Here is a 25,420-nt window from a genome sequence, read left to right on the forward strand (position 1 = left end):
TGAACGATACATTTCGCGTCTGGTCGATTCGCTCCCCAGGCCGGTATTGTTGCGGTCGCTCCACGCATTGACCTGAGTATTAATTAAAAGGATTTAATTATGTCGATTCTTAATCGTCGCGGTATTTTTTTGCAGAAACTGGGTCCGACTGTCGTCAATCCCAATGAAGTGCTTGTTTCGATGCAGTTCGCATTGAAAGAAGAGGGTTGGGATGCTGAAAATTCCGTGGAAACCACGGCTTTGCTGGACTCCACCACCCTCATCGCATCTTCAAATGATGGCGGGCGATCATTCAAGATCCGTAATTTCAATAAAGATATCGATGGTGACGGCGATATTGACGCCGAAGACATGGTGAAGCTGCTGGCGCTGGCCAAGGCCTATGTCAGCATTGCCGCGCCTTGACTGAAACTTGATCAGTAACACCTCTCACAGCGTTGCGCCATGAGAGGTGCCGCTTACTGCTCAGTGCTGCTCGTCAGGTTTTTTCTTCAGTTTCGGATTCGGAAAAAACTGCACGGCCTGAACCTTGGTGTCCGCAGGCTTGAGTGCGGAAGTGTTGACCCGGGTGCCGAGTTCCTTGGGTACGGACAGACCTTGTTCGTTGAGCGTATCGGAATAACCGCAGGCAACGCACTCGCGATGCGGTACATCGTCTTCACTCCACATCATCAATTTGTCCGGCTCGCTGCAGGCCGGGCAAACCGCGCCGGCGATAAAGCGTCGTTTGGTAATCACAGGACCCTCACTCATGCTGCCGCGCCCTCACTCAGGCCGCTGTGGCGCAAGAGTGCGTCAATCGAAGGCTCACGGCCACGGAAGTCGACGAACAGCACCATCGGCTCCTGAGAACCGCCGCGCGCCAGGATCGCTTCACGGAACGCACGGCCAGTCTCGGCATTGAGCACGCCTTCTTCCTCGAACCTGGAGAAGGCATCGGCCGAGAGTACTTCAGCCCATTTGTAGCTGTAGTAACCCGCTGCATAACCGCCAGCGAAAATGTGCGCGAAGCTGTTAGGGAAACGGTTGTAGGCCGGAGGGCGCATCACCGATACCTCGTCGCGTACACCTTCAAGCACTTGCAACACGCTGCGACCGTCGCCGTGGGTGGCATGCAGTTCGAAGTCGAACAGCGAGAACTCCAGTTGGCGGACCATCATCAGGCCGGACTGGAAGTTTTTCGCCGCAAGCATCTTCTGCAGCAGGTCCTGTGGCAATGGTTCGCCGGTTTCATAGTGACCGGAGATCAGCGCCAGCCCCTCGGGCTCCCAGCACCAGTTTTCCATGAATTGGCTTGGCAATTCGACCGCGTCCCAGGCCACGCCGTTAATGCCGGACACGCCGGCGTGTTCGACGCGGGTCAGCAGGTGATGCAGGCCATGACCGAACTCGTGGAACAGGGTAGTGACTTCATCGTGGGTCAGCAGCGCAGGCTTGCCGCTGTCGGCCGGAGTGAAGTTGCACACCAGGTTGGCCACCGGGCTCTGCAGCACGCCCTCGGCGGTGCGACGACGATCACGGGCACCGTCCATCCAGGCACCGCCGCGCTTATTGGCACGGGCATACAGGTCGAAGAAGAAGCGGCCGATGTGCTGGCCGTTTTCCTTGATCTCGAACAGGCGTACATCCGGGTGCCAGGTGTCGAAGCCTTTCTGTTCGGCGATCTCGATGCCATACAGACGCTGAACGATGGCGAACAGGCCACTGAGCACCTTGTCGATCGGGAAGTACGCGCGCAGGGCTTCCTGGGCAACGCTGTAACGTTGCTCGCGAAGTTTTTCGCCGTAGAAACCGCTGTCCCAGCTTTGCAAATCCGGGCAGCCTTGTTCGGCGGCGTAAGCCTTGAGCTGTTCCAGATCCTGGGCGGCGAACGGTTTGCTGCGCTTGGCAAGGTCGCGCAGGAAACTCAGCACCTGATCGCTCGATTCAGCCATTTTGGTGGCCAGGCTCAGCTGCGAGAAGCTGGCGAAGCCCAGCAGTTTTGCCAGTTCCTGACGCAGATCGAGGATTTCCTCCATGACCGGACCGTTGTCGTTCTGGCCGGCATTCGGGCCCTGGTCCGACGCGCGGGTGCAGTAGGCAGCGTAGACTTCTTCGCGCAGGGCACGGTCGTGGGCGTAGGTCATCACCGCGTAGTAGCTCGGGAATTCCAGGGTGATCAGCCAGCCATCGAGGTCCTTGGCTTGCGCGGCAGCGGCCATTTGCGCCTTGGCCGAGTCGGTCAGGCCGGCGAGCGCGGCCTCGTCGGTGATGTGCTTGGTCCAGGCTTGGGTCGCATCCAGCAGCTGGTTGGAGAAGCGACTGCCCAGCTCCGACAATTTGCTCTGTACCTGGGCGTAACGCTTCTGCTCGGCTTCCGGCAGGTCGATACCCGACAGACGGAAATCGCGCAGGGCATGTTCCAGGATAGTTTTCTGCGCTACGTCGAAACCGGCGGCTTCCGGGCTGTTGGCCAAGGCTTCATAGGCCTGGAACAATTCACGATTCTGGCCCATTTCGGTGGAGTAGGCGCTCAAGGCCGGCAGGCAAGCCTCATAGGCCTCGCGCAGTTCGGCGCTGTTGCACACGGCATTTAAATGGCTGACCGGGCTCCAGGCTGCACCCAGGCGGTCATTTAGCTCGTCCATTGCCAGAACCAGGCCGGCCCACGTAGGTTGTTTGCCCTGGGTCTTGAGGATCTCGATAATGGCGGCGCGGTTGTCAGCCAGGATCTGTTCAATGGCCGGTTGCACGTGCTCGGCACGGATCGCGGAGAACGGCGGCAGGTCGTAGGACTGCAAAAGAGGGTTGTTCACGCTCACGGTTGGCACCTTGGCTGGGAAGAAACATGCAGCCATCTTAATTACAATCGACGCTCACCGCAGCTATCAGCAACAGAGAGAAACCCTATCGTGAACCTTCGCAAGTATCAGAATCACACGCCAATGCTCGGCAAGGGCGCTTTTGTCGATGGCTCGGCGGTAGTGATCGGCGATGTCGAGATCGGCGAAGACAGCTCGGTCTGGCCATTGACGGTGATTCGCGGTGACATGCACCGCATCCGCATCGGTGCGCGCACCAGCGTGCAGGATGGCTGCGTGCTGCACATCACCCATGCCGGGCCGTTCAACCCCGACGGTTTCCCGTTGCTGATTGGCGACGACGTTACGATCGCCCACAAAGTCATGCTGCATGGCTGCACCGTGGGCAACCGGGTATTGATCGGCATGGGCAGTATCGTCATGGACGGTGCGGTGGTCGCCGACGACGTCATTATTGGTGCCGGTAGCCTGGTACCTCCGGGTAAGCGCCTGGAAAGCGGTTTCCTGTATGTGGGCAGCCCGGTGAAACAGATCCGACCGCTGACCGATAAGGAGCGGGCCTTTTTCACCTACAGCGCGGCGAACTACGTGAAGCTCAAGGACCTGCATCTGGCCGAAGGCTACGACCGACTCTGAATCACCTCGCTCTTGCCCAGGAATATTCATGCATTACCAAACCGTTCTGTTCGACCTTGATGGCACCCTGACCGACCCGCGCGAAGGCATTACCCGTTCGATTCAGTTTGCCCTGGGCAAGCTGGGGATCGATGAGCCCGACCTGACCAAGCTCGAGCACTTCATCGGCCCGCCCTTGTTGCAGGCCTTCATGCAGTTCTATGACTTCGACGAGGCCAAGGCCTGGGCGGCGGTGAACTTCTACCGAGAACGCTTCAAGGTCACCGGACTGTACGAAAACCGCGTATTCGACGGTGTCACACCATTGTTGGAAATGCTCGGCGGACAAGGGCGACAGTTGTACATTGCAACCTCCAAACCCTGGGTTTTCGCCCGGGAAATCGCCCGGCATTTCGACTTCGCCAAGCATTTCAAAGTGATTTACGGCAGCGAGCTGGACGGCACCCGGACCAACAAAATAGAGCTGATCGCCCACCTGGTGGCTGAGGAGGGCCTGGATCCGGCCCATACCCTGATGATCGGCGACCGCAAGCACGACCTGATTGGCGCGCGCAGCAATGGCCTGGATGCGGCAGCTGTGGGTTACGGGTTTGGCAGTCGGGAAGAGTTGAGTGCCGAAGCACCGACCTATCACTTTGAAACGCTGGATGAGATGCATCAGGCGTTTTTGCAGCGTTGATCAGAACGCCTTCGCGAGCTCGCTCACACAGTAGATGTGTGAAATTCACATCCGCTGTGGGAGCGAGCCTGCTCGTGAAGAGGGCCTCACCGCCGCCGAAGATTCATGATCCAGCCAAATTTTTCAGCGCCGCCTTGCGCTCATCAACCGGCAACGCCCCCAACTTCTCGACCTGCGCATAAAACCTCAGCCAATCCCCACCCTCCTGCTTGAACAGCGCCGCAAATGCCGGCACCCACTGGTCGTACAGGCCAAACGGCAGTAACCGGGCATTGTTCATCGGCGCGTTGATCCACGCGTCGTAACGTTTATCCCCGGCCCATCGGCTATCACGCAGCTGGCGATATTCGCCGCGCAGGCGCTCGAATTCCGCCGCTTTACGCTGGCGCATTTGCTCAGGGGGCAGCGGCAGGCTGTACAATTCTTCCAGCCGGGTGCGAGTATCCAGGACCAGCTGGATGAACTGATCCCGTTGTTGCGACAGCAAGGTGCTGTCCGGCGGCAGGCTGCGAAACGCCCGCCATTGGCGGGTGCCTTCCTGCTCGACGAAGGTGGCGAATGACTCGTTGAACTCGGTGTCGTCCTTCACGTAAACGCGCTGATGAGCGAGCTCATGAAAGATCAGCGTGGCCAGGCGTTCATCGCCCCAGCCCATCATGGAATTCATGATCGGATCGTTGAACCAGCCCAAGGTCGAATAGGCCTCTACGCCACCGATGGACACGTCCATGCCTTGCAGGCGTTGCAGCGCCGCTTCGCCGCGGGCCGCACCCTGACTGTAATAGCCGCGATAGGCCACGCAACCCGCAATGGGGAAGCAATGGTTTTGTGGCTCCAGGGAAAATTCCGGTGTGACAAACACGTTCCAGACTACATACGGACGGCCAATGTCAGCATACAGACGGTAACTCTGGTTATCCGGCAGGTGCAGTTGCTCGCTGGCGAAGGTCCGGGCCCTTTGTGATTGGGTCAGGTGCGCACGCAGTTTCTCATCGCGCTGTGGATCGGCAATCACCCGGACCACAGGCTCCCGAGCCCGCAGCAACTGCAACTGACCGCTGGCCAGCTGACTGTAGTAGCTGATGCTGGAACAACCGTTGAGTAACAAAAACAACATACCCGGAAACAAAATGCGCAAAACGCGATCAAGTAACCGATGGCTTCGACGCGGCCTGATCAAAATAAAAAATCCCTGGAGAGTCTGCTCGCAAGACTATCCCGCTTGACTGGAGCTCCGCTATGCGCAAGTTGATGCTGACGGGAGGCCTGCTGACGCTGGCCGGGTGTGCTGGATTCGGATTACCTCACCATGATCCGACGCAAGCATGGATCGATCTGGAATCGCATCAGGAGGACACGGCCCTGCTGGCGCTGGAGGTGGACAATAAGGCGGCCGCCGACAAGCGCTATTTCGAAGTTCAGCCCGGCAGCCATGAGCTGACTGTGCGCTACCAGTTCCCAGTGCAGCCCACCAATATCGGTCCCGATGCCCAACCACTTTGGCGTGATTGCCAGATGAACGTGAAATTCAACGATTTCAACGCGGGCGAGCGCTATCAACTGCAAGCGGGGAATATCGGCTTCCGGCCATGGGCCAAGCTTTACGATCAACAGCGAAAAGTGATTGGCCAGGGAACACCGGCCGGCTGCCAACGGACCTGATCGGCGCTATTCTGAATATCCTGACATTGGGACATTCATCATGCGCAGGTTGATGCTGTTTCTCACTGCAAGTGCAGTCGCCGGCTGTTCGACGCCGATGCCGGCGGCCAATCCGCACATGGCGTGGGTCGACTTCTCTACGCCATTCCCCAACGATAAATTGCTGATGGCCGAGCGATTGGATAACCAACGCTTGCGTGACGGACGTTTTTTCCAAGTCACCCCTGGTCGCCACGAGCTGACCGTGCGCTTCGATTTTGAAGTGCCAGGTGGAGGCTCGGACATGTTAAACGGTTCCACGGAGCGGCTTTGCTACATGATCATCAAATACGATCATTTCGAAGCCGGTCAGCGTTATTTGCTACAAGCCCGCTCCATGGCGTTCACCCCTGAAGCACGCCTATATAACGCAAAACGCGAGATCGTCGCCGAAGAGAGCCAGATTAACTGTGTACCTTAAGACCGGTCAGCGGTCATTTTTCTGATAGATGATTTTCTTTGTGCCGCCATCGCACGAGCCGACGACCATGTTCTGATCGTGCACTTCATCATTCGTAACGATTTCCAGAGTGTAGGACGTTACCCCTCGGGCCTGGATCTTTGCTTCGATTTCGGCCTTGAGTTCTTCACAGGGCTTTGGTGCCGCCAGGACCGAAGTGGCGAGGCCGCAACAGATAACCGCCAAGGCAAAACGTTTCATGGTTGAAGCTCCTTGAGGCAGCGCGCACAGGTCATGCGTTTTTGCTGCTGTCATTTATTCGACAGCAGTTTTACCGGGCAAATCTGCCATAACGCAAAAAAGATCGCCAACTTCGGACGATCTTTTATTGCTCTACTCCGGACTCAATTGACCAAAGTCGCATCGAGGCTGATTTTCGCATTCAGCACTTTGGAGACCGGGCAGCCCTCTTTGGCCTTGTTGCTCAGCTCATCAAACTGTGCCTGGCTGGCGCCGGGGATTTTTGCCTTGAGAATCAACTTCACCGCCGTGATCGCAAAACCACCCTCTACCTGATCCAGGGTCACTTCGGCGTTGGTATCGATGCTGTCGGCCTTTAGGCCCGCCTCGCCGAGAATCATGGAAAACGCCATCGAGAAACAGCCCGCGTGGGCTGCGCCGATCAGCTCTTCCGGGTTGGTGCCCTTGCCGCCTTCAAAGCGGGCCTTGAAGCCGTACGGCGCCTCCCTGAGTACACCGGTTTCGGTGGAAATCGAGCCGATGCCGGTTTTCAGATCACCTTCCCAGTGGGCCGATGCTTTCTTTGTGATAGCCATGCCTGTCTCCTCAAGATCCGGCGCGAAGCGTCACGCCGTTGTGGTTTCGCTCGCTAGGGTTCTGAGGATAGACCGGGCAGCAAAGTTCAGCGCATCTGATCGCTGCGCCATTTTGTCAGTAAATTTCACCGTGCTATTGAAACTCGGGTATATGCCCTCATTGCATGAAACACGCTTATGGATTCGGCAGGTTTTCCTTTGCAACAAGAAACCTGCGCCCTCAATTGGAGAAGCAGGTTTATGAAACGACTGTCCGATATCAAGTTTTCGACCCTCGACCTGGTGCCTGTGCGGGAAAACGGCAGCGCGGCCCAGTCGTTGCGCAACTCGCTGGACCTGGCGCAACACGTCGAGAAATTCGGCTATAACCGCTTTTGGGTGGCCGAACACCACAACATGGATGGCATCGCCAGTTCCGCGACCTCCGTGCTGCTCGGCTATCTGGCCGGCGGTACATCGACCATTCGAGTCGGTTCCGGTGGGATCATGCTGCCCAACCATGCGCCGCTGGTGATCGCCGAACAATTTGGCACGCTTGAAAGCCTGTATCCGGGGCGCATCGACCTGGGGCTTGGCCGAGCGCCCGGTTCCGACCAGATGACGGCCCGTGCACTGCGCCGCGAGCGCTCCGGCAGCGCCGATGATTTCCCCGAAGATGTGGCCGAACTGATGCGTTATCTCGGCCCGCGCACGCCGGACCAGCGAATCATCGCGATGCCGGGCACCGGTACCAATGTCCCGATCTGGCTACTGGGCTCAAGCCTGTTCAGCGCGCAGTTGGCAGGCGAACGCGGTTTGCCCTACGCCTTCGCGTCGCACTTCGCTCCGCGCTTCATGCATGAGGCGATTCGTGTCTACCGCAATCATTTCAAGCCGTCGGCCGTGCTGGACAAGCCTTACGTGATGCTCGGCGTGCCGCTGGTAGCCGCCGACACGGACGAACAGGCGGACTATCTGGCGACCTCGGTCTTCCAGCGCATTCTCGCCCTGATGCGTGGCCAGAGCCTGGTACAACGTCCGCCAGTGAAAACCATGGAGGGGTTGTGGCTGCCTCATGAGAAAGAAGCCGTCAGTGATTTCCTCGGGCTGGCGATGATCGGCAGCCCGCAAAAAATCCGCGCCCGGCTGGAAGTGCTGATCGAGCAAACCCAGGCCGACGAGCTGATTTTCACCTGCGACCTGTACGAACACGCGGATCGTCTGCATTCCTATGAGCTGCTGGCGCAGGTCATGAAGGGCTGATCAGGCTAACCGCAAAAAGCCGATGCGATGGCATCGGCTTTTTGTTTGCAATCGGTTGGGGCTAACGTTTGTAGACTATTTCCTTGCTGCCCTTCTCGCAGGTACCGACGATTTTTCCGCCAGACGCATTGCCTTTATCGACAATCTCCAGCGAATAACCGGAAACGCCCTTGGCATCGAGCTTTGCTGCGATCTCGGCTTTCAATTCCTCGCAATTTTTGCCGTTATCAGCAAAGGCAGTACCCGCCAGGCTCAACAAGCCTACCGCCAAAATAAACTTCTTCATCGGTCGCATTCTCTGGTCGGATCAAAAAAAGGCATCCAGCCATTGGCCGGAAACGCATCTAGCGCATTGCCATTCCCTATGGCACTCGGCCAGCGCGCAAGTTCAGAAGACTAGACCAACCTCAGCTACTGGCAATCCGGAAGCCGACCTTGAGCGTCACCTGGAAGTGCGCAGCCTTGCCGTCCTTGATATGGCCGCGGGTTTCGGTCACTTCAAACCATTCCATGTACTTGAGACTCTTGTTGGCTTCGGCCAGGGCGTTGTTGATCGCGTCTTCGATACTGCTGGTGGATGAGCCGACGAGTTCGACTTTCTTATAGGTGTGATGGTCAGTCATGGCGTTCTCCTTAGGGTGTGAATTACAGCCTAGCAGTGATTTTCTGTCTTACTTCCTTCGGTCGGTGCGACATGGACCTTCACATTTACTGCACTTTCTCGAGTCCCTGAAGTCCCAACCAACACACGCCACTCATCAACAATGCAGGAGAGCCACCATGGCCAACAGCTCGTTACGTAAAGCCTCATTGCAAAGCATGGAAGCGGAGATCGAGAGTCTGCTCAAATCCTTGGAAAGCCTGAAGGACGACGCCTCGGACGAGTCGCGTAAAACCCTCAAGGTGCTTAAAGGCAATGCCGAGAACGCCTTGAGGCATTCGCGTCATCTGCTCACCGATGCCTATGAAGAGGTCAAGGTCAAAACCCGTGAAACCGGTATTGCCACTCGGGACTACGCGCAAGAGCATCCCTGGACGACAGCCGGGGTTGCCGTCGGTGCTCTGGGTTTGCTGGCGGCCTATCTGCTGTTTAAACGCGGGGAATGATCGGTCTGGCGCAGCTCATTCTTGAGCCATTGCGCCAGTTGCCTGGCGCGCCCGTCCGCGGCGCGCTTGGGTAACCACAGGGCCAGGTGAGCGGGGGTTTCGCAAAATCCCCAAGGGGCGACCAGCCGACCCGCCTTCAAGTCCTCCGCCACCAACGGCTCGGGGGCAATCGCCACGCCCAGCCCGGCCACGGCGGCTTCCAGCAAGTAATACAAATGCTCGAAACCCTGACCGTATTTCAACGCCTTGGCGTCGAGGCCGCTTTGCTGCGCCCAACTGGGCCAGGCTTGCGGACGCGAAGTGGTGTGTAGCAACGACTCATTGAGCAGCGCGGTGGCCGGAGCCGTTTGCAGACGCTCATAACCGACGAACCGTGGGCTCATGACCGGGCCGATCCGTTCGCTGGCCAATTCGAATACTTGCATATCCGCGGGCCAAGGCGGTTCGGCAAACACCAAGAGGGCGTCCAGGCCCGGGCGACGGGGATCCAGGTCGCCTTCGCCAGCGGACAGGTGCAGGCGCAGGTCGGGCAGGTCAGCGTTGAGCCGTCCAAGGCGCGGAATGAACCAGCGCGCCAGCAGGCTTCCCGAGCAGCCAAGGACGAATGGCGCATCGGCGGTGCTTTGCGTGAGCTCAGCGCACACGGTGCGCAAGCGCTCGAACGCTTCGGCGCTGGCATCACGCAAGCGCATGCCGGCATCTGTGAGTTTCAGGCCGCGCCCGTCCTTGATGAACAGACTCACACCGAGGTGTTCTTCGAGCACTTTCAGCTGCCGGCTGACCGCACCATGGGTGACGTGCAGCTGTTCGGCAGCCTGACTGACGCTGTTTAGCCGGGCCGTGGCTTCGAAGGCGCGCAAGGCGTTCAGCGGTGGGAGGTCATGGCTCATGTGATCTGTGAGTTTTCCTGACAGGTTGTAGCGATCTTATCGGTTTTCAGCTCCGGGCGTCAGGGGTAGAGTGAAGCCCATTATCTTCCTACGCAATTCAACTGGAGCGCCCCATGACCCAGACTAATCTGCGCAACGGCCCTGACGCCAACGGCCTGTTTGGCGCGTTCGGCGGCCGTTATGTTGCCGAAACCCTGATGCCGTTGATCCTCGACCTGGCCCGTGAATACGAAGCGGCCAAGGAAGATCCGGCCTTCAAGGAAGAGCTGGCCTACTTCCAGCGCGATTACGTCGGTCGTCCTAGCCCGCTTTATTTCGCCGAGCGCCTGACCGAATTCTGTGGCGGCGCAAAGATTTATCTCAAGCGTGAAGAGCTCAACCACACCGGCGCGCACAAGATCAACAATTGCATCGGCCAGATACTGCTGGCGCGGCGCATGGGCAAAAAACGCATCATCGCCGAAACCGGCGCGGGCATGCATGGCGTGGCGACTGCCACAGTGGCCGCACGTTTCGGCCTGGACTGCGTGATCTACATGGGCACCACCGACATCGAGCGCCAGCAGGCCAACGTGTTTCGCATGAAGCTGCTGGGCGCCGAAGTGATTCCGGTGGTGGCCGGTACCGGCACCCTCAAGGATGCGATGAACGAAGCCCTGCGCGACTGGGTGACCAACGTCGACAGTACCTTCTACCTGATCGGCACCGTGGCCGGTCCGCACCCTTACCCGGCGATGGTTCGCGACTTCCAGGCCGTTATCGGAAAGGAAACCCGTGACCAGCTGCAAGCCCAGGAAGGCCGCCTGCCGGACAGCCTGGTGGCCTGCATCGGCGGAGGTTCCAACGCCATGGGCCTGTTCCACCCGTTCCTGGACGACAAGAGCGTCGAGATCATCGGCGTTGAAGCGGCCGGCTATGGCATCGAGACCGGCAAGCACGCGGCCAGCCTGAACGGCGGCGTACCGGGTGTACTGCACGGCAACCGCACCTTCCTGTTGCAGGACGACGATGGCCAGATCATCGACGCCCACTCGATCTCCGCTGGCCTCGACTACCCGGGCATCGGCCCGGAACACGCCTGGTTGCATGACATCGGCCGCGTCCAGTACACCTCGGTGACTGACGACGAAGCGCTGGCGGCATTCCACCAGTGCTGCCGCCTGGAAGGGATCATTCCTGCCTTGGAAAGCGCCCATGCGCTGGCTGAAGTGTTCAAGCGCGCGCCAACCCTGCCCAAGGATCACCTGATGGTGGTCAACCTGTCGGGGCGTGGCGACAAGGACATGCAGACCGTGATGCACCATATGGAACAATCTAAGCAGGAGAAACACTGATGAGCCGCCTGCAAACGCGTTTTGCCGAACTCAAGGAACAGAATCGCGCCGCCCTGGTGACCTTCGTCACCGCTGGCGACCCGGGCTATGACACCTCGCTGGCGATCCTCAAGGGCCTGCCAGCCGCAGGCGCCGACGTGATCGAGCTGGGCATGCCCTTCACCGATCCGATGGCTGACGGCCCGGCGATCCAGCTGGCCAACATCCGTGCCCTGGGCGCCAAGCAGAACCTGGCGAAAACCCTGGAAATGGTGCGTGAGTTCCGCAAGGACAACAACGAAACGCCGCTGGTGCTGATGGGGTACTTCAACCCGATCCATAAATACGGCGTGCCGCGGTTCATTGCCGAGGCGAAAGAGGCCGGCGTCGACGGCCTGATCGTTGTCGACATGCCGCCCGAGCATAACGGCGAACTGTGCGACCCGGCCCAGGCCGCGGGCATCGATTTCATCCGCCTGACCACACCGACCACTGATGATGTGCGTCTGCCGACCGTGCTCAATGGCAGCTCCGGTTTTGTCTACTACGTATCGGTGGCCGGTGTGACCGGTGCCGGTGCGGCAACCCTGGAGCACGTCGAAGAAGCGGTTGCGCGTCTGCGTCGCCATACCGACCTGCCGATCAGCATCGGCTTCGGCATTCGTACGCCTGAGCAGGCGGCGAACATCGCGCGTCTGGCTGATGGCGTGGTAGTGGGTTCGGCATTGATCGATCAGATCGCCAATGCCACGACACCGGACCAAGCGGTCGATGGCGTGCTGAGCTTGTGCTCGGCGTTGGCCGATGGTGTGCGTAAGGCCCGTGTCAGCTGAAGATAAAGTTCCTGATACAGAGGAATTAGAGCCTCGCGACACAGACTAACCAGCAAGACCGAGGGCTTCAGGACTACGTTCTGAAGCCCTTTTTTACGGCAACTGCAAACCACCCGACGCTTTGTGCAACTTGCGCAGGTGTTCGCCAATCTGCTTCACATTGGCTTCGTTGGCCGCCATCTCTGCTGCACGGTCTGGATCGAGCAGCGCCCTGACTTCCTTGTCCAGGTCCCCGGTCAACACCTGAAGCTGTTTCTGCCGCAGGCTGGTTTCCGATTCCAGGCGTTGCCATTCAGCAGGTTGCGGCAGGCCATAGCCGCCGCTGCCGAGCAATTCCGCCGGACGACTGAGGAAACCGCTGTTGTCGAGAATCTGCCTCAAGGTCGCGTTGGCTTTGTCCATTCCGCCGTTTTTCAGCTCGCGGGCCCCCAGGTAACGTTGTTTCACCTCGTCTTGGGCCAGAAGCAACTGCTGGCGATAACTGGCCTGTTCGAGCAAGAGCAAGGCTGCGCTGGTGCGCAAATCTGCCTGATCGAACCATTGCCGGCGCTCTGCTGCACTCAGGGACAGCCAGTCTTCAACCTTTTCCTGTTTGATCGGCAGGCGCTTTCGCAATACTTCGAACATCGCTTGGTAGCGATCGCGGAAAGAGTCAAAGCGGTAACCCAGGCGAAGTGCTTCACGCGGGTCGTCCAGCACGCTGGTATCCGCCAGCCCGCGGCCCTTCAACACTTCCAGCAGCCCATTGGGCATGATGTTGTCCAGAGCCACCAGTTTTGCGTTGTTGGTGCCGCCACGCAGTAACTTCAGCTCTTCTACAGCGCAGTTGTTCGACAGGAAGAAGTAGTTGCCGTCATAACTCCAGTGCATCTCGGCGGCACGTTCCACCACGTTTTCAATCTCGTCTCGAGACAGGTTCAGCGGCACGGAGGCAAGGCTGCGCAGCTCGGTCTTGGTGTATTCGTCGATCACCTGGGCCAGGGGCAGCACGAACAGGCGAGACGGGTATTTACCCACCAGGCCATCCCAGCTCGATAGCTGTACGTCGCCCACGAACGCGCGGTAGGACAGTACCAGGTGCTGGTCCAGGTCGAGGCGGCAATCTGGCCCGCGGGGCCGGCCCGGTGCGCAAATCACCAGACGCAACATGCTGTGGCCCCAACGGCTCACCCAGTTCTGGTTGGCCTCCGCCAAGAGATAGTCGACGGCGTAGACCCGCTCCGGATCAACCTGGCCCAGGGGCGTCTTGGCGAAGTCATTGCCCGCGTTGAGGAATGCGAAAGTCTTGGCGCACTCGCTTTTGGCGGCGGGTGCCCAGCCGAATTGCTCCTTGTAGTAGCGGTACAGCGCAGGGCGACGACAGGCGTAGCTCGGGTCGAGGAGGAAATACTCCATGTTGACCGCGACAAACTCCTTCGGGCTGCTGATCTCGTAGATGTCCGGGCTGCGGGCGATCTGGCGATTGTGCTGTTCGCGCTCGCCACGCCGGCCAACATATTGCTGCCAACCGGCGAGGTCAAGCAGGCGCGGGTCGTCGCTGAGGGTGAAGCGGCGGCCGGATTGGCCCCGGCATTGGTCAGGAATGCCCACCAGCCCCGAGCTGCTCTCCTGGCGGGTGCAGCGTTGAATCAGTGCGCGCTCCGCATTCGGCCACAGGCGTGCGCGGTCATAAATGTGGGTCAGCTCGTGCAATACCGTGGCGAGTAGTTCCCGGCGCACGGTGCCATGGGGGCGATTGGTCTTCTTGGTCGCCGCACTGCCGTCGGTGAGGCTGGCCAGCAGCTTTCGATTCAGGTCGAGTTCGGATACCGGCGAGGCCTGGCCATAGGCATCGCTGCGCATGCCGTCGGTCCAGCCGACGTCAATGCGCCGGTCGAGTTGCTCGATAAACCGCGGCGGCAATGCCTGCATCGCTTCATCCAGCAACGCCTGGCTGGCGTGCTGTTGCGCGGGGCTCAGGCCTTCGGTCTTGAGGTGCAGTTGGAGGTCGGCGTGGGCCGTGTTGCCAAACAGCAGCACGACCCCGGCCAACAGCAAGGCAGCTGGAGACCTCACAGTGCGAGGATGGCTTCGGCGAGATCCTGGTCACTGGCATCGCGGGCTTGCGGAACGCGAGTGCGCAACAAGTTGAGAGCCGATTCCAGGTGTGCGCCACGAATATCGCCGTTGCTGGCGACGAAGCTGGCGGCATCGTCCTGGGCTTCGCGGACGATTTTCGAGTCGCGGATCGACGTCGTGGTGTCGGAAGTGAAATCCAGTGTGCGCTGGGTGGCACGAATGAGGATGTTGCTGGTGGCAACCAGGGTTTGGGCCTGGGCCACATCAGCCAACAACAGCAGGCCAAGGGTGGCAACTATCAGCGGGTTACGCATGGAACGACTCCGGAGGAACTTGGGATAACTATTGGACGAGAATTGCCTGTGCCAGTTCAAGGTCGCTGGCATGAAGTTTTGGCTGGGCCTGGCGCAGGAAAACCAGGGCCGACTCCAGTCGAACGCCTCTCATTTGACCATCACTGGCGATGAATGCTGCGGCATCATCCCGGGCGGCGATGAGCAGTTTATGGTCGAAAGGGGCAGAGGTCACCAGGCTTGAGGCATAACTGCTGGCCACAACGCCCTGGGTAGACAGGTTGAACGCGTCGAAGGCATGGACCGCCCCCGAGTAGCTGGCTGCAAGTAAGACAGGAGCAATGATCAGATGTGAAAGAAAACGCATGAGACTCGACAGTTGAAAGTGAGTCCCAAGGCTAGCGCAAGGGCCGGGCTAGAGCCAGCGCGCAAACATGGGGACACGGCAAGCGTGTCCCCCATCAGGCCAACGCTTAGATGGTCAGGATGGCCTGGGCCAATTGTGCGTCGGTTGCGTTCAGCTGTGGAGCCTGATGGCGAATGTGATCGAGCGCGCTTTCCAGTTTTACGCCACGGATGTTGCCTTCACTGGCGACGAAGCTGGCGGCGTCGTCGCGGGCCGCGAGTACGATCTTGTCGTCCTTGAACGAAGACGTGACGTCGGACGTCGCGTCGGAGGTGGCTTTGAGTGCACCGACGACGGCATCGGTGGTCACGATGAAGCTGGTGGCGTGGGCATTGGCCGCCACGGCAAGCAAGGCTGCAGCGCTGAGCAGACGAAGACGGGACATGGTGTAACTCCTTTGGATAAGACGATAAAGAGGTGGCGCAGTGTCTGATGATCAGACGCCAGACACTCGGGGGGCGCCACGTTCTGGTTTGATATTAGGCCTGGGCAGGGCGTTTCGAACAGCCTATATGAGAAAAGGTTGCTGGAAATCAGTTTGAACAGATGAAAAGCCGTCGAGTAACTGTATCGGTCTAATCTGTAGATAGAAAAACTGTACTGGTCGTGCGCGAACGGTCTCTGAAACGACAAAGCCCGTCGTGGTTTCCCACGACGGGCTTTGTTTGTTCAATTCGGGTTGCTGGCGGTGGACCGTGCAGGTCAGAGCCAGCGAGCTGCTTAGCGCCAGAACGGCTTGCTCAGCTCTTCGTAGCGTTGTGCTTCGCTAATCCCGGCATCTGCCAGCAGACGCGAATCCAGGCGAGCCAGTTGGTGGCGGCTGGAGATGCGGCGCTGCCACAGCATCAGGTTGGCGATAACGCGCAGAGGCATGGAAGCCTGGGTTTTTGCAGCGGTGTCTTCGAAGAACAGCTCGGAACTGAGTGTACGTTCCATGGTTTACATCCTTCCGCTTATGGCGGGATTAGGTAGTGGCTTGACTGGTGCCCATGATCCTCTCGTTTGCCTAGTCTCTGTAGATACAGTTCATCTGTATTGTGAGAGCTCAGTTAACTGTTTATAGGCGGTGTACTGGTCGAAAATGAAGCAACTGTACCTGTCTGCGCCATTGTGGTGCATTTTTGCTCTTTTGGTCGATGGATGTAGGATAATTCAGTAGGAAATGACCGGTACAGCAGTACAGTTTTTGGCGAGATTCTGCTTGGCAACGGCAAGCTGACCAAACTGTGTTTGTGTCAGCTGCCATCTGTACCAATTACACGGCGATCATTCTTCCGGTTTCTTCCAGGTTCATGTGCCAGCTCAGTGCATCACGCAGGATATGCGGGGTGTGCCCGCCGATTGCGCAGGCCGCCGTGAAGTAGTCGTTCAGGGCCTGGCGGTAATCCGGGTGTACGCAGTTGTCGATGATGACGCGTGCCCGCTCCCGGGGTGCCAGGCCGCGCAGGTCCGCCAGGCCAACTTCGGTGACGAGGATGTCCACGTCATGTTCTGTATGGTCGACGTGGCTGACCATGGGGACCACGCTGGAAATCGCCCCGCCCTTGGCGATGGACTTGGTCACGAAGATGGCCAGGTGCGCGTTGCGCGCGAAGTCACCCGAGCCGCCGATGCCGTTCATCATCCGCGTGCCGCAGACGTGGGTGGAGTTGACGTTGCCATAGATATCGAACTCAAGGGCGGTGTTGATGCCAATAATGCCGAGGCGACGGACCACTTCAGGGTGGTTGGAAATTTCCTGCGGGCGCAACACCAGTTTGTCCTTGTAGCGCTCCAGGTTGCCGAACACGTCGGCGTTGCGCCGGCTCGACAGGGTGATCGAACTGCCGGATGCGAAGCTCAGTTTGCCGGCATCGATCAGGTCGAACGTCGAGTCCTGCAGCACCTCGGAGTACATGGTCAGGTCTTCGAAAGGCGAATCGATCAGGCCGCACATCACCGAGTTGGCGATGGTGCCGATACCGGCTTGCAGCGGGCCGAGCTTGTTGGTCATGCGCCCCGCGCTGACTTCCTGCTTGAAGAAGTCGATCAGGTGATCGGCGATGGCTTGGGTATCCACGTCCGGTGGCAGCACGGTGGACGGGGAGTCGGACTGATGGGTGACCACGATCGCGACGATCTTCTCCGGCGGGATCGGGATGGCGGTGCTGCCAATGCGATCATCGACCTTGACCAGGGGAATCGGCGTACGGGTCGGACGATAGGTCGGAATATAGATGTCGTGCAGGCCTTCGAGGTTCGGGTTGTGCGCCATGTTGATCTCGACGATCACGTGCTTGGCGAAGATCGCGAAGCTGGCCGAGTTGCCCACGGACGTGGTCGGCACGATATGGCCTTGCTCGGTGATGGCGACGGCTTCGATCACCGCGATGTCCGGCAGCTTCAATTGCTGATTGCGCAGTTGCTCGACGGTTTCCGAGAGGTGCTGGTCGATGAACATCACCTCGCCGGCGTTGATCGCCTTGCGCAGGGTGCTGTCCACCTGGAACGGCATGCGACGCGACAATACGCCGGCCTCGGTGAGCTGTTTGTCGAGGTCGTTGCCCAGGCTGGCGCCGGTCATCAGGCTGATCTTCAGCGGTGTGACCTTGGCCCGTTCGGCCAGCGCGTGGGGTACGGCCTTGGCTTCGCCGGCGCGGGTGAAGCCGCTCATGCCGACGGTCATGCCGTCCTCAATCAGAGCGGCAGCCTCGGTGGCGCTCATCACTTTATCCAACAACGAAGGCAGGCGAATACGGTCACGGTACATGAATTGTTATCTCGGGCAACGGGTAGCAGGACCTCCAGTCTAGTGAATTTGTTGAGGCCCTGTCCCGCTACCAAGGTCGCAAACGAGGCGTCTATTCCGGTACTTACAGACAAAACACCGTTACCGTATCGGTAACAAAGCGTTCCTTTGTCCGACGATTTTTACAAACAAAAACGCCCCGACGAGTCGGGGCGTTGTGGTGCTGCGAAGCGGTCTTACTCGACGGCTTTAACCATGTCTTCGATGACTTTCTTGGCGTCGCCGAACACCATCATGGTCTTGTCCAGGTAGAACAGTTCGTTGTCCAGGCCGGCGTAGCCGCTGGCCATCGAGCGCTTGTTGACGATGATGGTCTTGGCCTTGAACGCTTCGAGGATCGGCATGCCGGCAATCGGCGATTTCGGATCGTTCTTCGCAGCAGGGTTGACCACGTCGTTGGCGCCCAGCACCAGCACCACGTCGGCCTGGCCGAACTCGGAGTTGATGTCGTCCATCTCGAACACCTGGTCGTACGGCACTTCGGCCTCGGCCAGCAGCACGTTCATGTGCCCCGGCATACGACCGGCGACCGGGTGGATCGCGTACTTCACGGTCACGCCGCGATGGGTCAGCTTCTCGGTCAGTTCCTTCAGGGCATGCTGCGCCCGTGCTACCGCCAGGCCGTAGCCCGGAACGATGATCACGGTGTCGGCGTTGGTCAGCAGGAAGGTCGCGTCGTCAGCCGAGCCGGATTTCACCGGACGGGCTTCCTTGGCGCCTGCAGGGCCTGCCTCGGCGGTATTGCCGAAGCCGCCAAGCAGCACGTTGAAGAAGGAGCGGTTCATCGCCTTGCACATGATGTACGAGAGGATCGCACCGGATGAACCTACCAGGGAGCCGGCAATGATCAGCATCGAGTTGTTCAGCGAGAAGCCGATACCCGCTGCCGCCCAGCCGGAGTAGCTGTTGAGCATGGACACAACCACCGGCATGTCCGCGCCGCCAATCGGGATGATGATCAGCACGCCGAGCACGAAGGCCAGCGCCAGCATCACGCCGAAAGCGGTGTAGTCGCCGGTGAGCATGAAGGTCACGCCCAGGGCCAGTGTGGCCAGGCCCAACAGCAGGTTCAGCTTGTGCTGACCGCCAAACTGTACCGGTGCGCCCTGGAAAAGGCGGAACTTGTACTTGCCCGCCAGTTTGCCGAAGGCAATGACCGAACCGGAGAAGGTGATTGCACCAATGGCAGCACCGAGGAACAGTTCCAGGCGGTTACCGGCCGGGATCGCATCGCCAAGATTCTGCACGATGCCCAGCGACTGTGGCTCGACCACGGCAGCCACGGCGATGAACACCGCTGCCAGGCCGATCATGCTGTGCATGAAGGCGACCAGTTCGGGCATCTTGGTCATTTCGACGCGTTTGGCCATGATCGAACCGGCAGTGCCGCCGATCAGCAGGCCGACGATCACGTAGACGATACCGTCGTGGGCCAGCTCGGCACCGAGCTTGTAGATCAGGCCGACCGTGGTAAGGATCGCCAGGCCCATGCCGAGCATGCCGAAGAGGTTGCCGCGACGCGACGTGGTGGGGTGCGAGAGTCCCTTGAGCGCCTGGATGAAGCAGACCGAGGCGATCAAATACAGGGAAGTAACCAGGTTCATGCTCATGCTTGCTGCACCTCAGCCTTGATTGCTTCGGCCTTGGCTGCCGGAGCTTTTGCTGCAGCCGCTTTCTTCTTGAACATTTCCAGCATGCGCCGGGTGACCAGGAAGCCACCGAACACGTTGACGGCGGCCAGGGCCACGGCCAGGGTGCCCATGGTCTTGCCCAGCGGGGTTACGGTGAGCGCGGCAGCGAGCATGGCGCCGACGATGACGATGGCGGAAATGGCGTTGGTCACGGCCATCAGCGGGGTGTGCAGTGCAGGGGTCACGTTCCAGACCACGTGGTAGCCAACATAGATGGCCAGCACGAAGATGATCAGGTTGTAGATACCGTGAGAGATCAGCATGTCTTCCATTGTTTTTATCCTCAGCCGTTCTTGCGCACGATCTGGCCGTCGCGGCACATCAGGCACGCGGCGACGATATCGTCTTCAAGGTTGATCACCAGTTGTCCTTCTTTATCGAACAACAGTTTCATGAAGTCCAGCAGGTTGCGTGCATACAGGGCCGAGGCATCGGCGCCTACCGCGGCAGCCAGGTTGGTCGGGCCAACGATGGTCACGCCGTTTTCGACGACCACCTGATCGGCCACGGTCAGCGGGCAGTTGCCACCCTGGGCCGCGGCGAGGTCGATGACCACCGAGCCGGGTTTCATCTGTGCCACGGTTTCCGCGCTGAGCAACGTCGGTGCCTTGCGACCCGGAATCAGTGCCGTGGTGATGACGATGTCTGCCTGCTTGGCGCGTTCGTGCACGGCCACGGCCTGGCGCTGCATCCAGCTGGCTGGCATTGGGCGGGCGTAACCGCCGACACCGACGGCGCATTCACGCTCTTCATCGGTCTCGTAAGGCACGTCGACGAACTTGGCGCCGAGGGATTCGATCTGCTCCTTCACCGCAGGGCGCACGTCGGACGCCTCGATCACCGCACCCAGGCGCTTGGCCGTGGCGATGGCCTGCAATCCGGCAACACCCGCACCGAGAATCAGCACCCGCGCCGCTTTCACGGTACCCGCAGCGGTCATCAGCATCGGCATGAAGCGCGGATAATGATGAGCGGCCAGCAACACGGCTTTATAGCCGGCGATGTTGGCTTGCGAGGACAAGACATCCAGGCTCTGTGCGCGGGATGTGCGAGGGGCGGCCTCCAGGGCAAAGGCGGTAATGCCGCACTCGGCCATCTTGGCGATGGTTTCGTTGTTGAACGGATTGAGCATCCCCACCACAACGGTGCCGCTCTTAATCAGCGCAAGCTCGCTGTCGCTGGGGGCGACGACCTTCAAAATCAGCTCTGCACCAAACGCCTCACTGGCGCTGCCAATGGTCGCACCAGCGGCTTCATAGGCACTGTCGACAACACTGGCATTGACGCCGGCGCCGCTTTGAACAGTGACCTTGTGACCCTGGCCGATCAGCTTCTTGATGGTTTCGGGGGTTGCAGCAACCCGTGTTTCACCGGTCTGGGTTTCGAGAGGAACACCAATGTGCACGTCAAATCTCCTGCGTGATCTTATAGAGTAAACCCATGCACTACGGATGGTGCGGCTGGGGCGGCCGATCAGCACGACCCCGCTAAAATCAAGCGGGGCGCGGCATTTTGCAGGCGAACTTTGTGCCCTTCAAGGGATTATGACGGGTGACGGAAAATTAACTACAAGTCACCCCGTGACCGAATGTCGCAACCAAACGGCTCAATCCCGTCTAGGCCGTGCCTTTCGTGGATTCTGGCGCAATTCAAACAATTTGTGCATCGGCCATATGAATGATGCGGCATGGCACGGTAATAGTGGCGCAAAGCCGCGTCTTCAGGCGCTTGTGGCACGTTTGTACTGCTTTGTCTTACAGTTTTCCTCCAGGCGACAAATACTTATATCTGTAGGGTTTTCATTTTTCTGACTACGAGGTCAGGTAAGTGCTCTGGGCCTTTACCCTTCTAGGCTGTAGCCATGCGCCTGGTTTACCAGCCAGTCCCGAAAAGCCCTCAAAGACGCAGATTCGACCTTTCTCTCGGGAATCATCAGGTAATAGGCCTTGATGCTGGAGAGTGCCTGGGGGTTGGCGATCACCAGGCGAGCCTCGGCCAGTTCGCGCTGAATCAGGAACGGCGGGATCAGCGCAATGCCCATGTCGTGCATCGCGGCCTGGGCCAGCATGGAGAATAGCTCGTAGCGCGGCCCTGTCATGTCGCGCGGGACATTCAGTTGTTGTGAGGCGAACCATTGGCGCCAGGCATAGGGGCGGGTGGTCTGTTGCAGGAGGGGCAGGTCGGCGATTTCACCGGGCGTCAGGGCATCCCTTTTTCCCAATAGATTAGGGCTGCACACGGGCATCGGATTTTCGCCCATCAACCTGTGGGATTCAGTACCGGACCAATCCGCGTCACCGAAGTAGATCGCTGCGTCAAAATCGGTGTCGGCAAACAGGAATGGCCGGGTGCGGTTGGTGAGGTTGACCGTCACTTCCGGGTGTTTCTGTTGAAAGTCCTTGAGCCTGGGTAGCAGCCACTGGGTGCCAAATGTCGGAACCACGGCCAGTTCTATGACGTTGGCTCCCTGTTGGCCCATTACCGACAAGGTATCGCGCTCGACTGCATCGAGTTGAGTGGCAACCCGGCGGCTGTAGGAAAGGCCCGGCTCCGTCAGCTTGACCCCGCGTCGCGAGCGTCGGAACAGTTCCACGCCTAGGAACTCCTCGAGGCTGGCGATCTGTCGGCAAATGGCCCCTTGGGTGAGCGAAAGTTCTTGGGCTGCCTTGGTGAAGCTTTCATGGCGTGCGGCCGCCTCGAAGCTGATCAGGGCCGTGGTGCTGGGTATTTTCCTGCGCATGTACGTCAACCTCACTAATACATCGCCTTGAAAGGGTTTTGCGACGTTTCGGAGTGAGAAATTAGCACAACAGTATGCGAAATCCTCGTTTGCCCAAGCGTCTAACCCGGCCTAGGATCACTGCACGTTATTTGACCTGTTTCGAGAGGACACACTCATGGCCGGTAAAGCTAGCTTCAACTGGATCGATCCCCTGCTGCTGGATCAACAGCTCACCGAAGAAGAGCGCATGATTCGCGACACCGCTGCGCAGTTCGCCCAGCAAAGTCTAGCGCCGCGCGTGCTCGAAGCTTTCCGCCATGAAAAGACCGATCCGGCGATCTTCCGCGAAATGGGCGAAGTAGGCCTTTTGGGCGCAACCATCCCTGAGCAGTACGGCGGCAGTGGCCTGAACTACGTCAGCTACGGGCTGATTGCCCGTGAAGTCGAGCGTGTCGATTCCGGCTACCGCTCGATGATGAGCGTGCAGTCGTCCCTGGTTATGGTGCCGATCAATGAATTCGGTACCGAGGCACAGAAACAGAAATACCTGCCGAAACTGGCATCAGGCGAATGGATCGGTTGCTTCGGCCTGACCGAGCCTAACCATGGCTCCGATCCGGGTGCGATGATCACTCGGGCACGAAAAGTGGAAGGCGGCTACAGCCTGACCGGCAGCAAGATGTGGATCACCAACAGCCCGATTGCCGATGTGTTCGTGGTCTGGGGCAAGGACGATGCCGGCGACATCCGTGGCTTCGTCCTGGAAAAGGGCTGGAAAGGCCTGAGCGCCCCGGCAATTCATGGCAAGGTTGGCCTGCGGGCGTCGATCACCGGTGAGATCGTCATGGACAACGTGTTCGTTCCGGAAGAGAACATCTTCCCCGACGTCCGTGGCCTGAAAGGTCCTTTCACCTGCCTGAACTCGGCCCGTTACGGCATCTCCTGGGGCGCACTGGGCGCCGCCGAGTTCTGCTGGCACACCGCGCGTCAATACACCCTGGACCGCCAGCAGTTCGGTCGCCCATTGGCCGCCACCCAGCTGATCCAGAAGAAGCTCGCCGACATGCAGACCGAAATCACCCTGGCGTTGCAAGGTTGCCTACGTTTGGGGCGCATGAAGGACGAAGGTACTGCGGCGGTCGAAATCACCTCGATGATGAAGCGCAACTCCTGCGGCAAGTCCCTGGATATCGCGCGCATGGCTCGCGACATGCTGGGCGGCAACGGTATCTCGGATGAGTTCGGGGTTGCTCGTCATCTGGTCAACCTGGAAGTGGTGAATACCTATGAGGGTACGCATGACGTCCACGCGCTGATCCTCGGTCGTGCGCAGACCGGTATCCAGGCGTTCTATTAATAGGAGAACGGCATGGGCGCGCTTTCGCATCTACGGGTACTGGATTTATCGCGGGTACTGGCCGGGCCATGGTCCGGACAGATTCTCGCCGACCTTGGCGCCGAAGTGATCAAGGTCGAGCGTCCGGGCAATGGCGATGACACGCGCGCCTGGGGCCCTCCGTTCCTCAAGGACGCCTATGGAGAGAACACCAGCGAGGCCGCCTATTACTTGTCGGCCAACCGCAACAAGCAATCGGTCACCATCGACTTCACGCGTCCTGAGGGGCAGAAGCTGGTGCGTGAGCTGGCGGCCAAGTCGGATATCCTGATCGAGAATTTCAAGGTCGGCGGCCTGGCAGCCTACGGCCTGGACTATGAGTCGCTGAAGGCGATCAACCCTGATCTGATTTATTGCTCGATCACCGGGTTTGGGCAGACCGGTCCTTACGCCAAGCGTGCGGGTTATGACTTCATGATCCAGGGCCTTGGAGGCCTGATGAGCCTGACGGGGCGACCTGAAGGCGAAGAAGGTGCGGGGCCGGTCAAGGTGGGCGTAGCGTTGACGGATATCCTCACCGGGCTCTATTCCACGGTGGCCATCCTGGCGGCACTTGCGCATCGAGACCACGACGGCGGCGGGCAGCATATCGACATGGCATTGCTGGATGTCCAGGTCGCGTGCCTGGCCAATCAGGCGATGAACTACCTGACGACGGGCAATGCGCCCAAACGCCTGGGAAATGCTCATCCGAACATCGTGCCTTACCAGGATTTTCCTACGGCAGATGGCGATTTCATCCTGACTGTCGGCAACGATGGCCAATTCCGCAAGTTTGCCGAAGTGGCGGGGCAGCCGCAGTGGGCCGACGATCCGCGTTTTGCGACTAACAAGTTGCGGGTGGCAAACCGGGCGGTGCTGATTCCGCTGATTCGTCAGGCTACGGTGTTCAAGACGACCGCTGAATGGGTCGCTCAGCTTGAGCAGGCTGGTGTGCCGTGTGGGCCTATCAATGATCTGGCGCAGATGTTTGAGGATCCCCAGGTCAAGGCGCGCGGATTGGCGATCGAGTTGCCGCATGCACTGGCCGGAATGGTGCCGCAGGTGGCCAGTCCGATTCGGTTGTCCGAAACACCGGTGGAATACCGCTCTGCGCCTCCTTTGCTGGGTGAGCATACGCTGGAGGTGTTGCAGCGGGTACTGGGCCTTGAGGCTGGAACCGTGTCCGCACTCAAGGCTTCGGGTGTTCTCTGATAGAGCTCTTCTATATAGAGGAGAACTTCTCTTCTCTATATAGGGGCCATCGTGGCGTTTTGGCTCGCGCTGCAAGGTATTGATAGAAAAACCAAATCAACGCTTGACGGCAGATTCTGGAAGCCTATAATTCGCCCCACTTCCGGCGCAGTCGAAACGGAAAACTCCTTGGTAAACAAAGAGTTACGCAGTTTTGGCAGTGACTTGCTTCAGTTCATCGAAGCCGGTAGGGAGTTGAAAAAGAGGTGTTGACAGCAGCGTGTAACGCTGTAGAATTCGCCTCCCGCTGATGAGAGATCTGAAGCGCAAGTGGTTGAAGTTGTTAGGGATTCCTTGAAAACTTCTGAAAAATATCACTTGACAGCAAATGAGGCTGCTGTAGAATGCGCGCCTCGGTTGAGACGAAAGATCTTAACCAACCGCTCTTTAACAAT

At 59.1% G+C, this 25,420-nt stretch carries 29 protein-coding genes; 11 read left to right on the top strand and 18 right to left on the bottom strand.

The window, feature by feature from the left end; translation table 11 throughout:
* Positions 1-99: 99 nt before the first annotated feature.
* Positions 100-405: a hypothetical protein gene (locus tag NQL71_RS27790; RefSeq protein WP_046818690.1), complete on the top strand. Its 306-nt coding sequence runs from the start codon at positions 100-102 to the stop codon at positions 403-405.
* Between the two features lie 60 nt (positions 406-465).
* Here NQL71_RS27790 and NQL71_RS27795 read toward each other — a convergent pair whose 3' ends face one another.
* Complete coding sequence (locus tag NQL71_RS27795; protein ID WP_046818691.1) at positions 466-753, bottom strand: YheV family putative zinc ribbon protein; 288 nt, start codon at positions 751-753, stop codon at positions 466-468.
* Complete coding sequence (gene prlC / locus NQL71_RS27800; protein WP_046818692.1) at positions 750-2,801, bottom strand: oligopeptidase A; 2,052 nt, start codon at positions 2,799-2,801, stop codon at positions 750-752. Before prlC ends, NQL71_RS27795 begins: the two co-directional genes overlap by 4 nt.
* Positions 2,802-2,891: 90 nt before the next feature.
* On the opposite strand from prlC, the gene NQL71_RS27805 reads away from it, so the two are divergent.
* Both NQL71_RS27805 and NQL71_RS27810 read left to right on the top strand, forming a co-directional pair.
* Positions 2,892-3,437, top strand: a complete 546-nt coding sequence (locus tag NQL71_RS27805) for a gamma carbonic anhydrase family protein (RefSeq protein ID WP_046818693.1) — start codon at positions 2,892-2,894, stop codon at positions 3,435-3,437.
* A 28-nt stretch (positions 3,438-3,465) separates the two neighbouring features.
* Positions 3,466-4,116 carry an HAD family hydrolase gene (locus NQL71_RS27810; RefSeq protein WP_077185129.1) on the top strand — a complete coding sequence of 217 codons (651 nt, stop codon included), beginning with the start codon at positions 3,466-3,468 and terminating at the stop codon, positions 4,114-4,116.
* Positions 4,117-4,219: 103 nt separating this feature from the next.
* Here NQL71_RS27810 and NQL71_RS27815 read toward each other — a convergent pair whose 3' ends face one another.
* Complete coding sequence (locus NQL71_RS27815; RefSeq protein WP_166620743.1) at positions 4,220-5,296, bottom strand: aminopeptidase; 1,077 nt, start codon at positions 5,294-5,296, stop codon at positions 4,220-4,222.
* A 59-nt stretch (positions 5,297-5,355) separates the two neighbouring features.
* Here NQL71_RS27815 and NQL71_RS27820 point away from each other — a divergent pair, with 59 nt between their 5' ends.
* Entirely contained in the window at positions 5,356-5,778 is a 423-nt protein-coding gene (locus NQL71_RS27820) for a PA0061/PA0062 family lipoprotein (RefSeq protein WP_046818696.1), read from the top strand.
* Between the two features lie 40 nt (positions 5,779-5,818).
* Positions 5,819-6,238, top strand: a complete 420-nt coding sequence (locus NQL71_RS27825; RefSeq protein WP_046818697.1) for a PA0061/PA0062 family lipoprotein — start codon at positions 5,819-5,821, stop codon at positions 6,236-6,238.
* 6 nt (positions 6,239-6,244) lie between these two features.
* Here the strand turns inward: NQL71_RS27825 and NQL71_RS27830 are convergent, their stop codons facing one another.
* Together NQL71_RS27830 and NQL71_RS27835 are read right to left on the bottom strand one after the other, a co-directional pair.
* Complete coding sequence (locus tag NQL71_RS27830) at positions 6,245-6,478, bottom strand: DUF1161 domain-containing protein (RefSeq protein ID WP_046818698.1); 234 nt, start codon at positions 6,476-6,478, stop codon at positions 6,245-6,247.
* Positions 6,479-6,621: 143 nt separating this feature from the next.
* Positions 6,622-7,053 (bottom strand): OsmC family protein, encoded by a 432-nt coding sequence (locus NQL71_RS27835; RefSeq protein ID WP_046818699.1) that lies wholly within the window; start codon positions 7,051-7,053, stop codon positions 6,622-6,624.
* Positions 7,054-7,293: 240 nt separating this feature from the next.
* Between NQL71_RS27835 and NQL71_RS27840 the strand changes: the two genes are divergently transcribed.
* Positions 7,294-8,295, top strand: a complete 1,002-nt coding sequence (locus NQL71_RS27840) for an LLM class flavin-dependent oxidoreductase (protein ID WP_046818700.1) — start codon at positions 7,294-7,296, stop codon at positions 8,293-8,295.
* A gap of 61 nt (positions 8,296-8,356) precedes the next feature.
* Here the strand turns inward: NQL71_RS27840 and NQL71_RS27845 are convergent, their stop codons facing one another.
* Both NQL71_RS27845 and NQL71_RS27850 read right to left on the bottom strand, forming a co-directional pair.
* Positions 8,357-8,581 (bottom strand): DUF1161 domain-containing protein, encoded by a 225-nt coding sequence (locus NQL71_RS27845; RefSeq protein ID WP_046818701.1) that lies wholly within the window; start codon positions 8,579-8,581, stop codon positions 8,357-8,359.
* A 121-nt stretch (positions 8,582-8,702) separates the two neighbouring features.
* Entirely contained in the window at positions 8,703-8,918 is a 216-nt protein-coding gene (locus NQL71_RS27850) for a dodecin (RefSeq protein ID WP_007940746.1), read from the bottom strand.
* 157 nt (positions 8,919-9,075) lie between these two features.
* Here NQL71_RS27850 and NQL71_RS27855 point away from each other — a divergent pair, with 157 nt between their 5' ends.
* Entirely contained in the window at positions 9,076-9,402 is a 327-nt protein-coding gene (locus NQL71_RS27855) for an ElaB/YgaM/YqjD family protein (protein ID WP_077185133.1), read from the top strand.
* Here NQL71_RS27855 and NQL71_RS27860 read toward each other — a convergent pair.
* Positions 9,375-10,292 (bottom strand): LysR family transcriptional regulator, encoded by a 918-nt coding sequence (locus NQL71_RS27860; protein WP_077185135.1) that lies wholly within the window; start codon positions 10,290-10,292, stop codon positions 9,375-9,377. The two genes, NQL71_RS27855 and NQL71_RS27860, sit on opposite strands and share 28 nt — an antisense overlap.
* A 113-nt stretch (positions 10,293-10,405) precedes the next feature.
* Here NQL71_RS27860 and trpB point away from each other — a divergent pair, with 113 nt between their 5' ends.
* Together trpB and trpA are read left to right on the top strand one after the other, a co-directional pair.
* Positions 10,406-11,626 carry a tryptophan synthase subunit beta gene (gene trpB, locus NQL71_RS27865; RefSeq protein ID WP_046818704.1) on the top strand — a complete coding sequence of 407 codons (1,221 nt, stop codon included), beginning with the start codon at positions 10,406-10,408 and terminating at the stop codon, positions 11,624-11,626.
* Positions 11,626-12,438, top strand: a complete 813-nt coding sequence (trpA, locus tag NQL71_RS27870) for a tryptophan synthase subunit alpha (RefSeq protein WP_046818705.1) — start codon at positions 11,626-11,628, stop codon at positions 12,436-12,438. The genes trpB and trpA overlap by 1 nt, the downstream gene beginning before the upstream one ends.
* 93 nt (positions 12,439-12,531) lie before the next feature.
* Here trpA and NQL71_RS27875 read toward each other — a convergent pair whose 3' ends face one another.
* From NQL71_RS27875 to NQL71_RS27920, 10 genes are all read right to left on the bottom strand, one after another.
* Positions 12,532-14,493 (bottom strand): DUF7844 domain-containing protein, encoded by a 1,962-nt coding sequence (locus NQL71_RS27875; RefSeq protein ID WP_248686046.1) that lies wholly within the window; start codon positions 14,491-14,493, stop codon positions 12,532-12,534.
* Positions 14,490-14,810: a DUF2388 domain-containing protein gene (locus NQL71_RS27880; RefSeq protein WP_046818707.1), complete on the bottom strand. Its 321-nt coding sequence runs from the start codon at positions 14,808-14,810 to the stop codon at positions 14,490-14,492. The genes NQL71_RS27875 and NQL71_RS27880 overlap by 4 nt, the downstream gene beginning before the upstream one ends.
* Before the next feature lie 28 nt (positions 14,811-14,838).
* Complete coding sequence (locus NQL71_RS27885; RefSeq protein WP_274643673.1) at positions 14,839-15,156, bottom strand: DUF2388 domain-containing protein; 318 nt, start codon at positions 15,154-15,156, stop codon at positions 14,839-14,841.
* Positions 15,157-15,262: 106 nt separating this feature from the next.
* Positions 15,263-15,580, bottom strand: coding sequence for a DUF2388 domain-containing protein (locus NQL71_RS27890; RefSeq protein WP_046818709.1), 318 nt, complete (start codon positions 15,578-15,580; stop codon positions 15,263-15,265).
* A gap of 335 nt (positions 15,581-15,915) precedes the next feature.
* Complete coding sequence (locus NQL71_RS27895) at positions 15,916-16,131, bottom strand: DUF1127 domain-containing protein (RefSeq protein WP_007902752.1); 216 nt, start codon at positions 16,129-16,131, stop codon at positions 15,916-15,918.
* Positions 16,132-16,450: 319 nt separating this feature from the next.
* The gene (scpC, locus tag NQL71_RS27900) at positions 16,451-17,944 is read right to left on the bottom strand and encodes a succinyl-CoA:acetate CoA-transferase ScpC (protein WP_046818710.1); all 1,494 of its coding nucleotides are present in this window, start codon (positions 17,942-17,944) and stop codon (positions 16,451-16,453) included.
* A gap of 215 nt (positions 17,945-18,159) precedes the next feature.
* Positions 18,160-19,593, bottom strand: a complete 1,434-nt coding sequence (locus tag NQL71_RS27905; RefSeq protein WP_046818711.1) for an NAD(P)(+) transhydrogenase (Re/Si-specific) subunit beta — start codon at positions 19,591-19,593, stop codon at positions 18,160-18,162.
* The gene (locus tag NQL71_RS27910) at positions 19,590-19,946 is read right to left on the bottom strand and encodes an NAD(P) transhydrogenase subunit alpha part 2 (protein ID WP_046818712.1); all 357 of its coding nucleotides are present in this window, start codon (positions 19,944-19,946) and stop codon (positions 19,590-19,592) included. The genes NQL71_RS27905 and NQL71_RS27910 overlap by 4 nt, the downstream gene beginning before the upstream one ends.
* An 11-nt stretch (positions 19,947-19,957) precedes the next feature.
* A complete protein-coding gene (locus NQL71_RS27915; protein ID WP_046818713.1) occupies positions 19,958-21,079 on the bottom strand; it encodes a Re/Si-specific NAD(P)(+) transhydrogenase subunit alpha in 1,122 nt (373 codons plus the stop codon).
* Positions 21,080-21,514: 435 nt separating this feature from the next.
* Positions 21,515-22,414, bottom strand: coding sequence for a LysR family transcriptional regulator (locus NQL71_RS27920; RefSeq protein WP_046818714.1), 900 nt, complete (start codon positions 22,412-22,414; stop codon positions 21,515-21,517).
* Positions 22,415-22,571: 157 nt separating this feature from the next.
* Here NQL71_RS27920 and NQL71_RS27925 point away from each other — a divergent pair, with 157 nt between their 5' ends.
* Both NQL71_RS27925 and NQL71_RS27930 read left to right on the top strand, forming a co-directional pair.
* Positions 22,572-23,753: an acyl-CoA dehydrogenase gene (locus NQL71_RS27925; protein WP_008064832.1), complete on the top strand. Its 1,182-nt coding sequence runs from the start codon at positions 22,572-22,574 to the stop codon at positions 23,751-23,753.
* A gap of 12 nt (positions 23,754-23,765) precedes the next feature.
* Positions 23,766-24,986, top strand: a complete 1,221-nt coding sequence (locus NQL71_RS27930) for a CaiB/BaiF CoA transferase family protein (protein ID WP_077185137.1) — start codon at positions 23,766-23,768, stop codon at positions 24,984-24,986.
* Positions 24,987-25,420: the final 434 nt, after the last annotated feature.

This window comes from Pseudomonas serbica, assembly GCF_028823535.1.
Classification (GTDB): domain Bacteria; phylum Pseudomonadota; class Gammaproteobacteria; order Pseudomonadales; family Pseudomonadaceae; genus Aquipseudomonas; species Aquipseudomonas serbica.

Bases quoted from the DNA above. Each gene is read 5' to 3' on its own strand.
- NQL71_RS27790 (WP_046818690.1), top strand. From the start codon at position 100: ATGTCGATTCTTAATCGTCGCGGTATTTTTTTGCAGAAACTGGGTCCG.
- NQL71_RS27795 (WP_046818691.1), bottom strand. From the start codon at position 753: ATGAGTGAGGGTCCTGTGATTACCAAACGACGCTTTATCGCCGGCGCG.
- NQL71_RS27810 (WP_077185129.1), top strand. From the start codon at position 3,466: ATGCATTACCAAACCGTTCTGTTCGACCTTGATGGCACCCTGACCGAC.
- NQL71_RS27820 (WP_046818696.1), top strand. From the start codon at position 5,356: ATGCGCAAGTTGATGCTGACGGGAGGCCTGCTGACGCTGGCCGGGTGT.
- NQL71_RS27825 (WP_046818697.1), top strand. From the start codon at position 5,819: ATGCGCAGGTTGATGCTGTTTCTCACTGCAAGTGCAGTCGCCGGCTGT.
- NQL71_RS27830 (WP_046818698.1), bottom strand. From the start codon at position 6,478: ATGAAACGTTTTGCCTTGGCGGTTATCTGTTGCGGCCTCGCCACTTCG.
- NQL71_RS27835 (WP_046818699.1), bottom strand. From the start codon at position 7,053: ATGGCTATCACAAAGAAAGCATCGGCCCACTGGGAAGGTGATCTGAAA.
- NQL71_RS27840 (WP_046818700.1), top strand. From the start codon at position 7,294: ATGAAACGACTGTCCGATATCAAGTTTTCGACCCTCGACCTGGTGCCT.
- NQL71_RS27845 (WP_046818701.1), bottom strand. From the start codon at position 8,581: ATGAAGAAGTTTATTTTGGCGGTAGGCTTGTTGAGCCTGGCGGGTACT.
- NQL71_RS27850 (WP_007940746.1), bottom strand. From the start codon at position 8,918: ATGACTGACCATCACACCTATAAGAAAGTCGAACTCGTCGGCTCATCC.
- NQL71_RS27855 (WP_077185133.1), top strand. From the start codon at position 9,076: ATGGCCAACAGCTCGTTACGTAAAGCCTCATTGCAAAGCATGGAAGCG.
- NQL71_RS27860 (WP_077185135.1), bottom strand. From the start codon at position 10,292: ATGAGCCATGACCTCCCACCGCTGAACGCCTTGCGCGCCTTCGAAGCC.
- trpB (WP_046818704.1), top strand. From the start codon at position 10,406: ATGACCCAGACTAATCTGCGCAACGGCCCTGACGCCAACGGCCTGTTT.
- trpA (WP_046818705.1), top strand. From the start codon at position 11,626: ATGAGCCGCCTGCAAACGCGTTTTGCCGAACTCAAGGAACAGAATCGC.
- NQL71_RS27880 (WP_046818707.1), bottom strand. From the start codon at position 14,810: ATGCGTAACCCGCTGATAGTTGCCACCCTTGGCCTGCTGTTGTTGGCT.
- NQL71_RS27885 (WP_274643673.1), bottom strand. From the start codon at position 15,156: ATGCGTTTTCTTTCACATCTGATCATTGCTCCTGTCTTACTTGCAGCC.
- NQL71_RS27890 (WP_046818709.1), bottom strand. From the start codon at position 15,580: ATGTCCCGTCTTCGTCTGCTCAGCGCTGCAGCCTTGCTTGCCGTGGCG.
- NQL71_RS27895 (WP_007902752.1), bottom strand. From the start codon at position 16,131: ATGGAACGTACACTCAGTTCCGAGCTGTTCTTCGAAGACACCGCTGCA.
- scpC (WP_046818710.1), bottom strand. From the start codon at position 17,944: ATGTACCGTGACCGTATTCGCCTGCCTTCGTTGTTGGATAAAGTGATG.
- NQL71_RS27905 (WP_046818711.1), bottom strand. From the start codon at position 19,593: ATGAGCATGAACCTGGTTACTTCCCTGTATTTGATCGCCTCGGTCTGC.
- NQL71_RS27910 (WP_046818712.1), bottom strand. From the start codon at position 19,946: ATGGAAGACATGCTGATCTCTCACGGTATCTACAACCTGATCATCTTC.
- NQL71_RS27920 (WP_046818714.1), bottom strand. From the start codon at position 22,414: ATGCGCAGGAAAATACCCAGCACCACGGCCCTGATCAGCTTCGAGGCG.
- NQL71_RS27925 (WP_008064832.1), top strand. From the start codon at position 22,572: ATGGCCGGTAAAGCTAGCTTCAACTGGATCGATCCCCTGCTGCTGGAT.
- NQL71_RS27930 (WP_077185137.1), top strand. From the start codon at position 23,766: ATGGGCGCGCTTTCGCATCTACGGGTACTGGATTTATCGCGGGTACTG.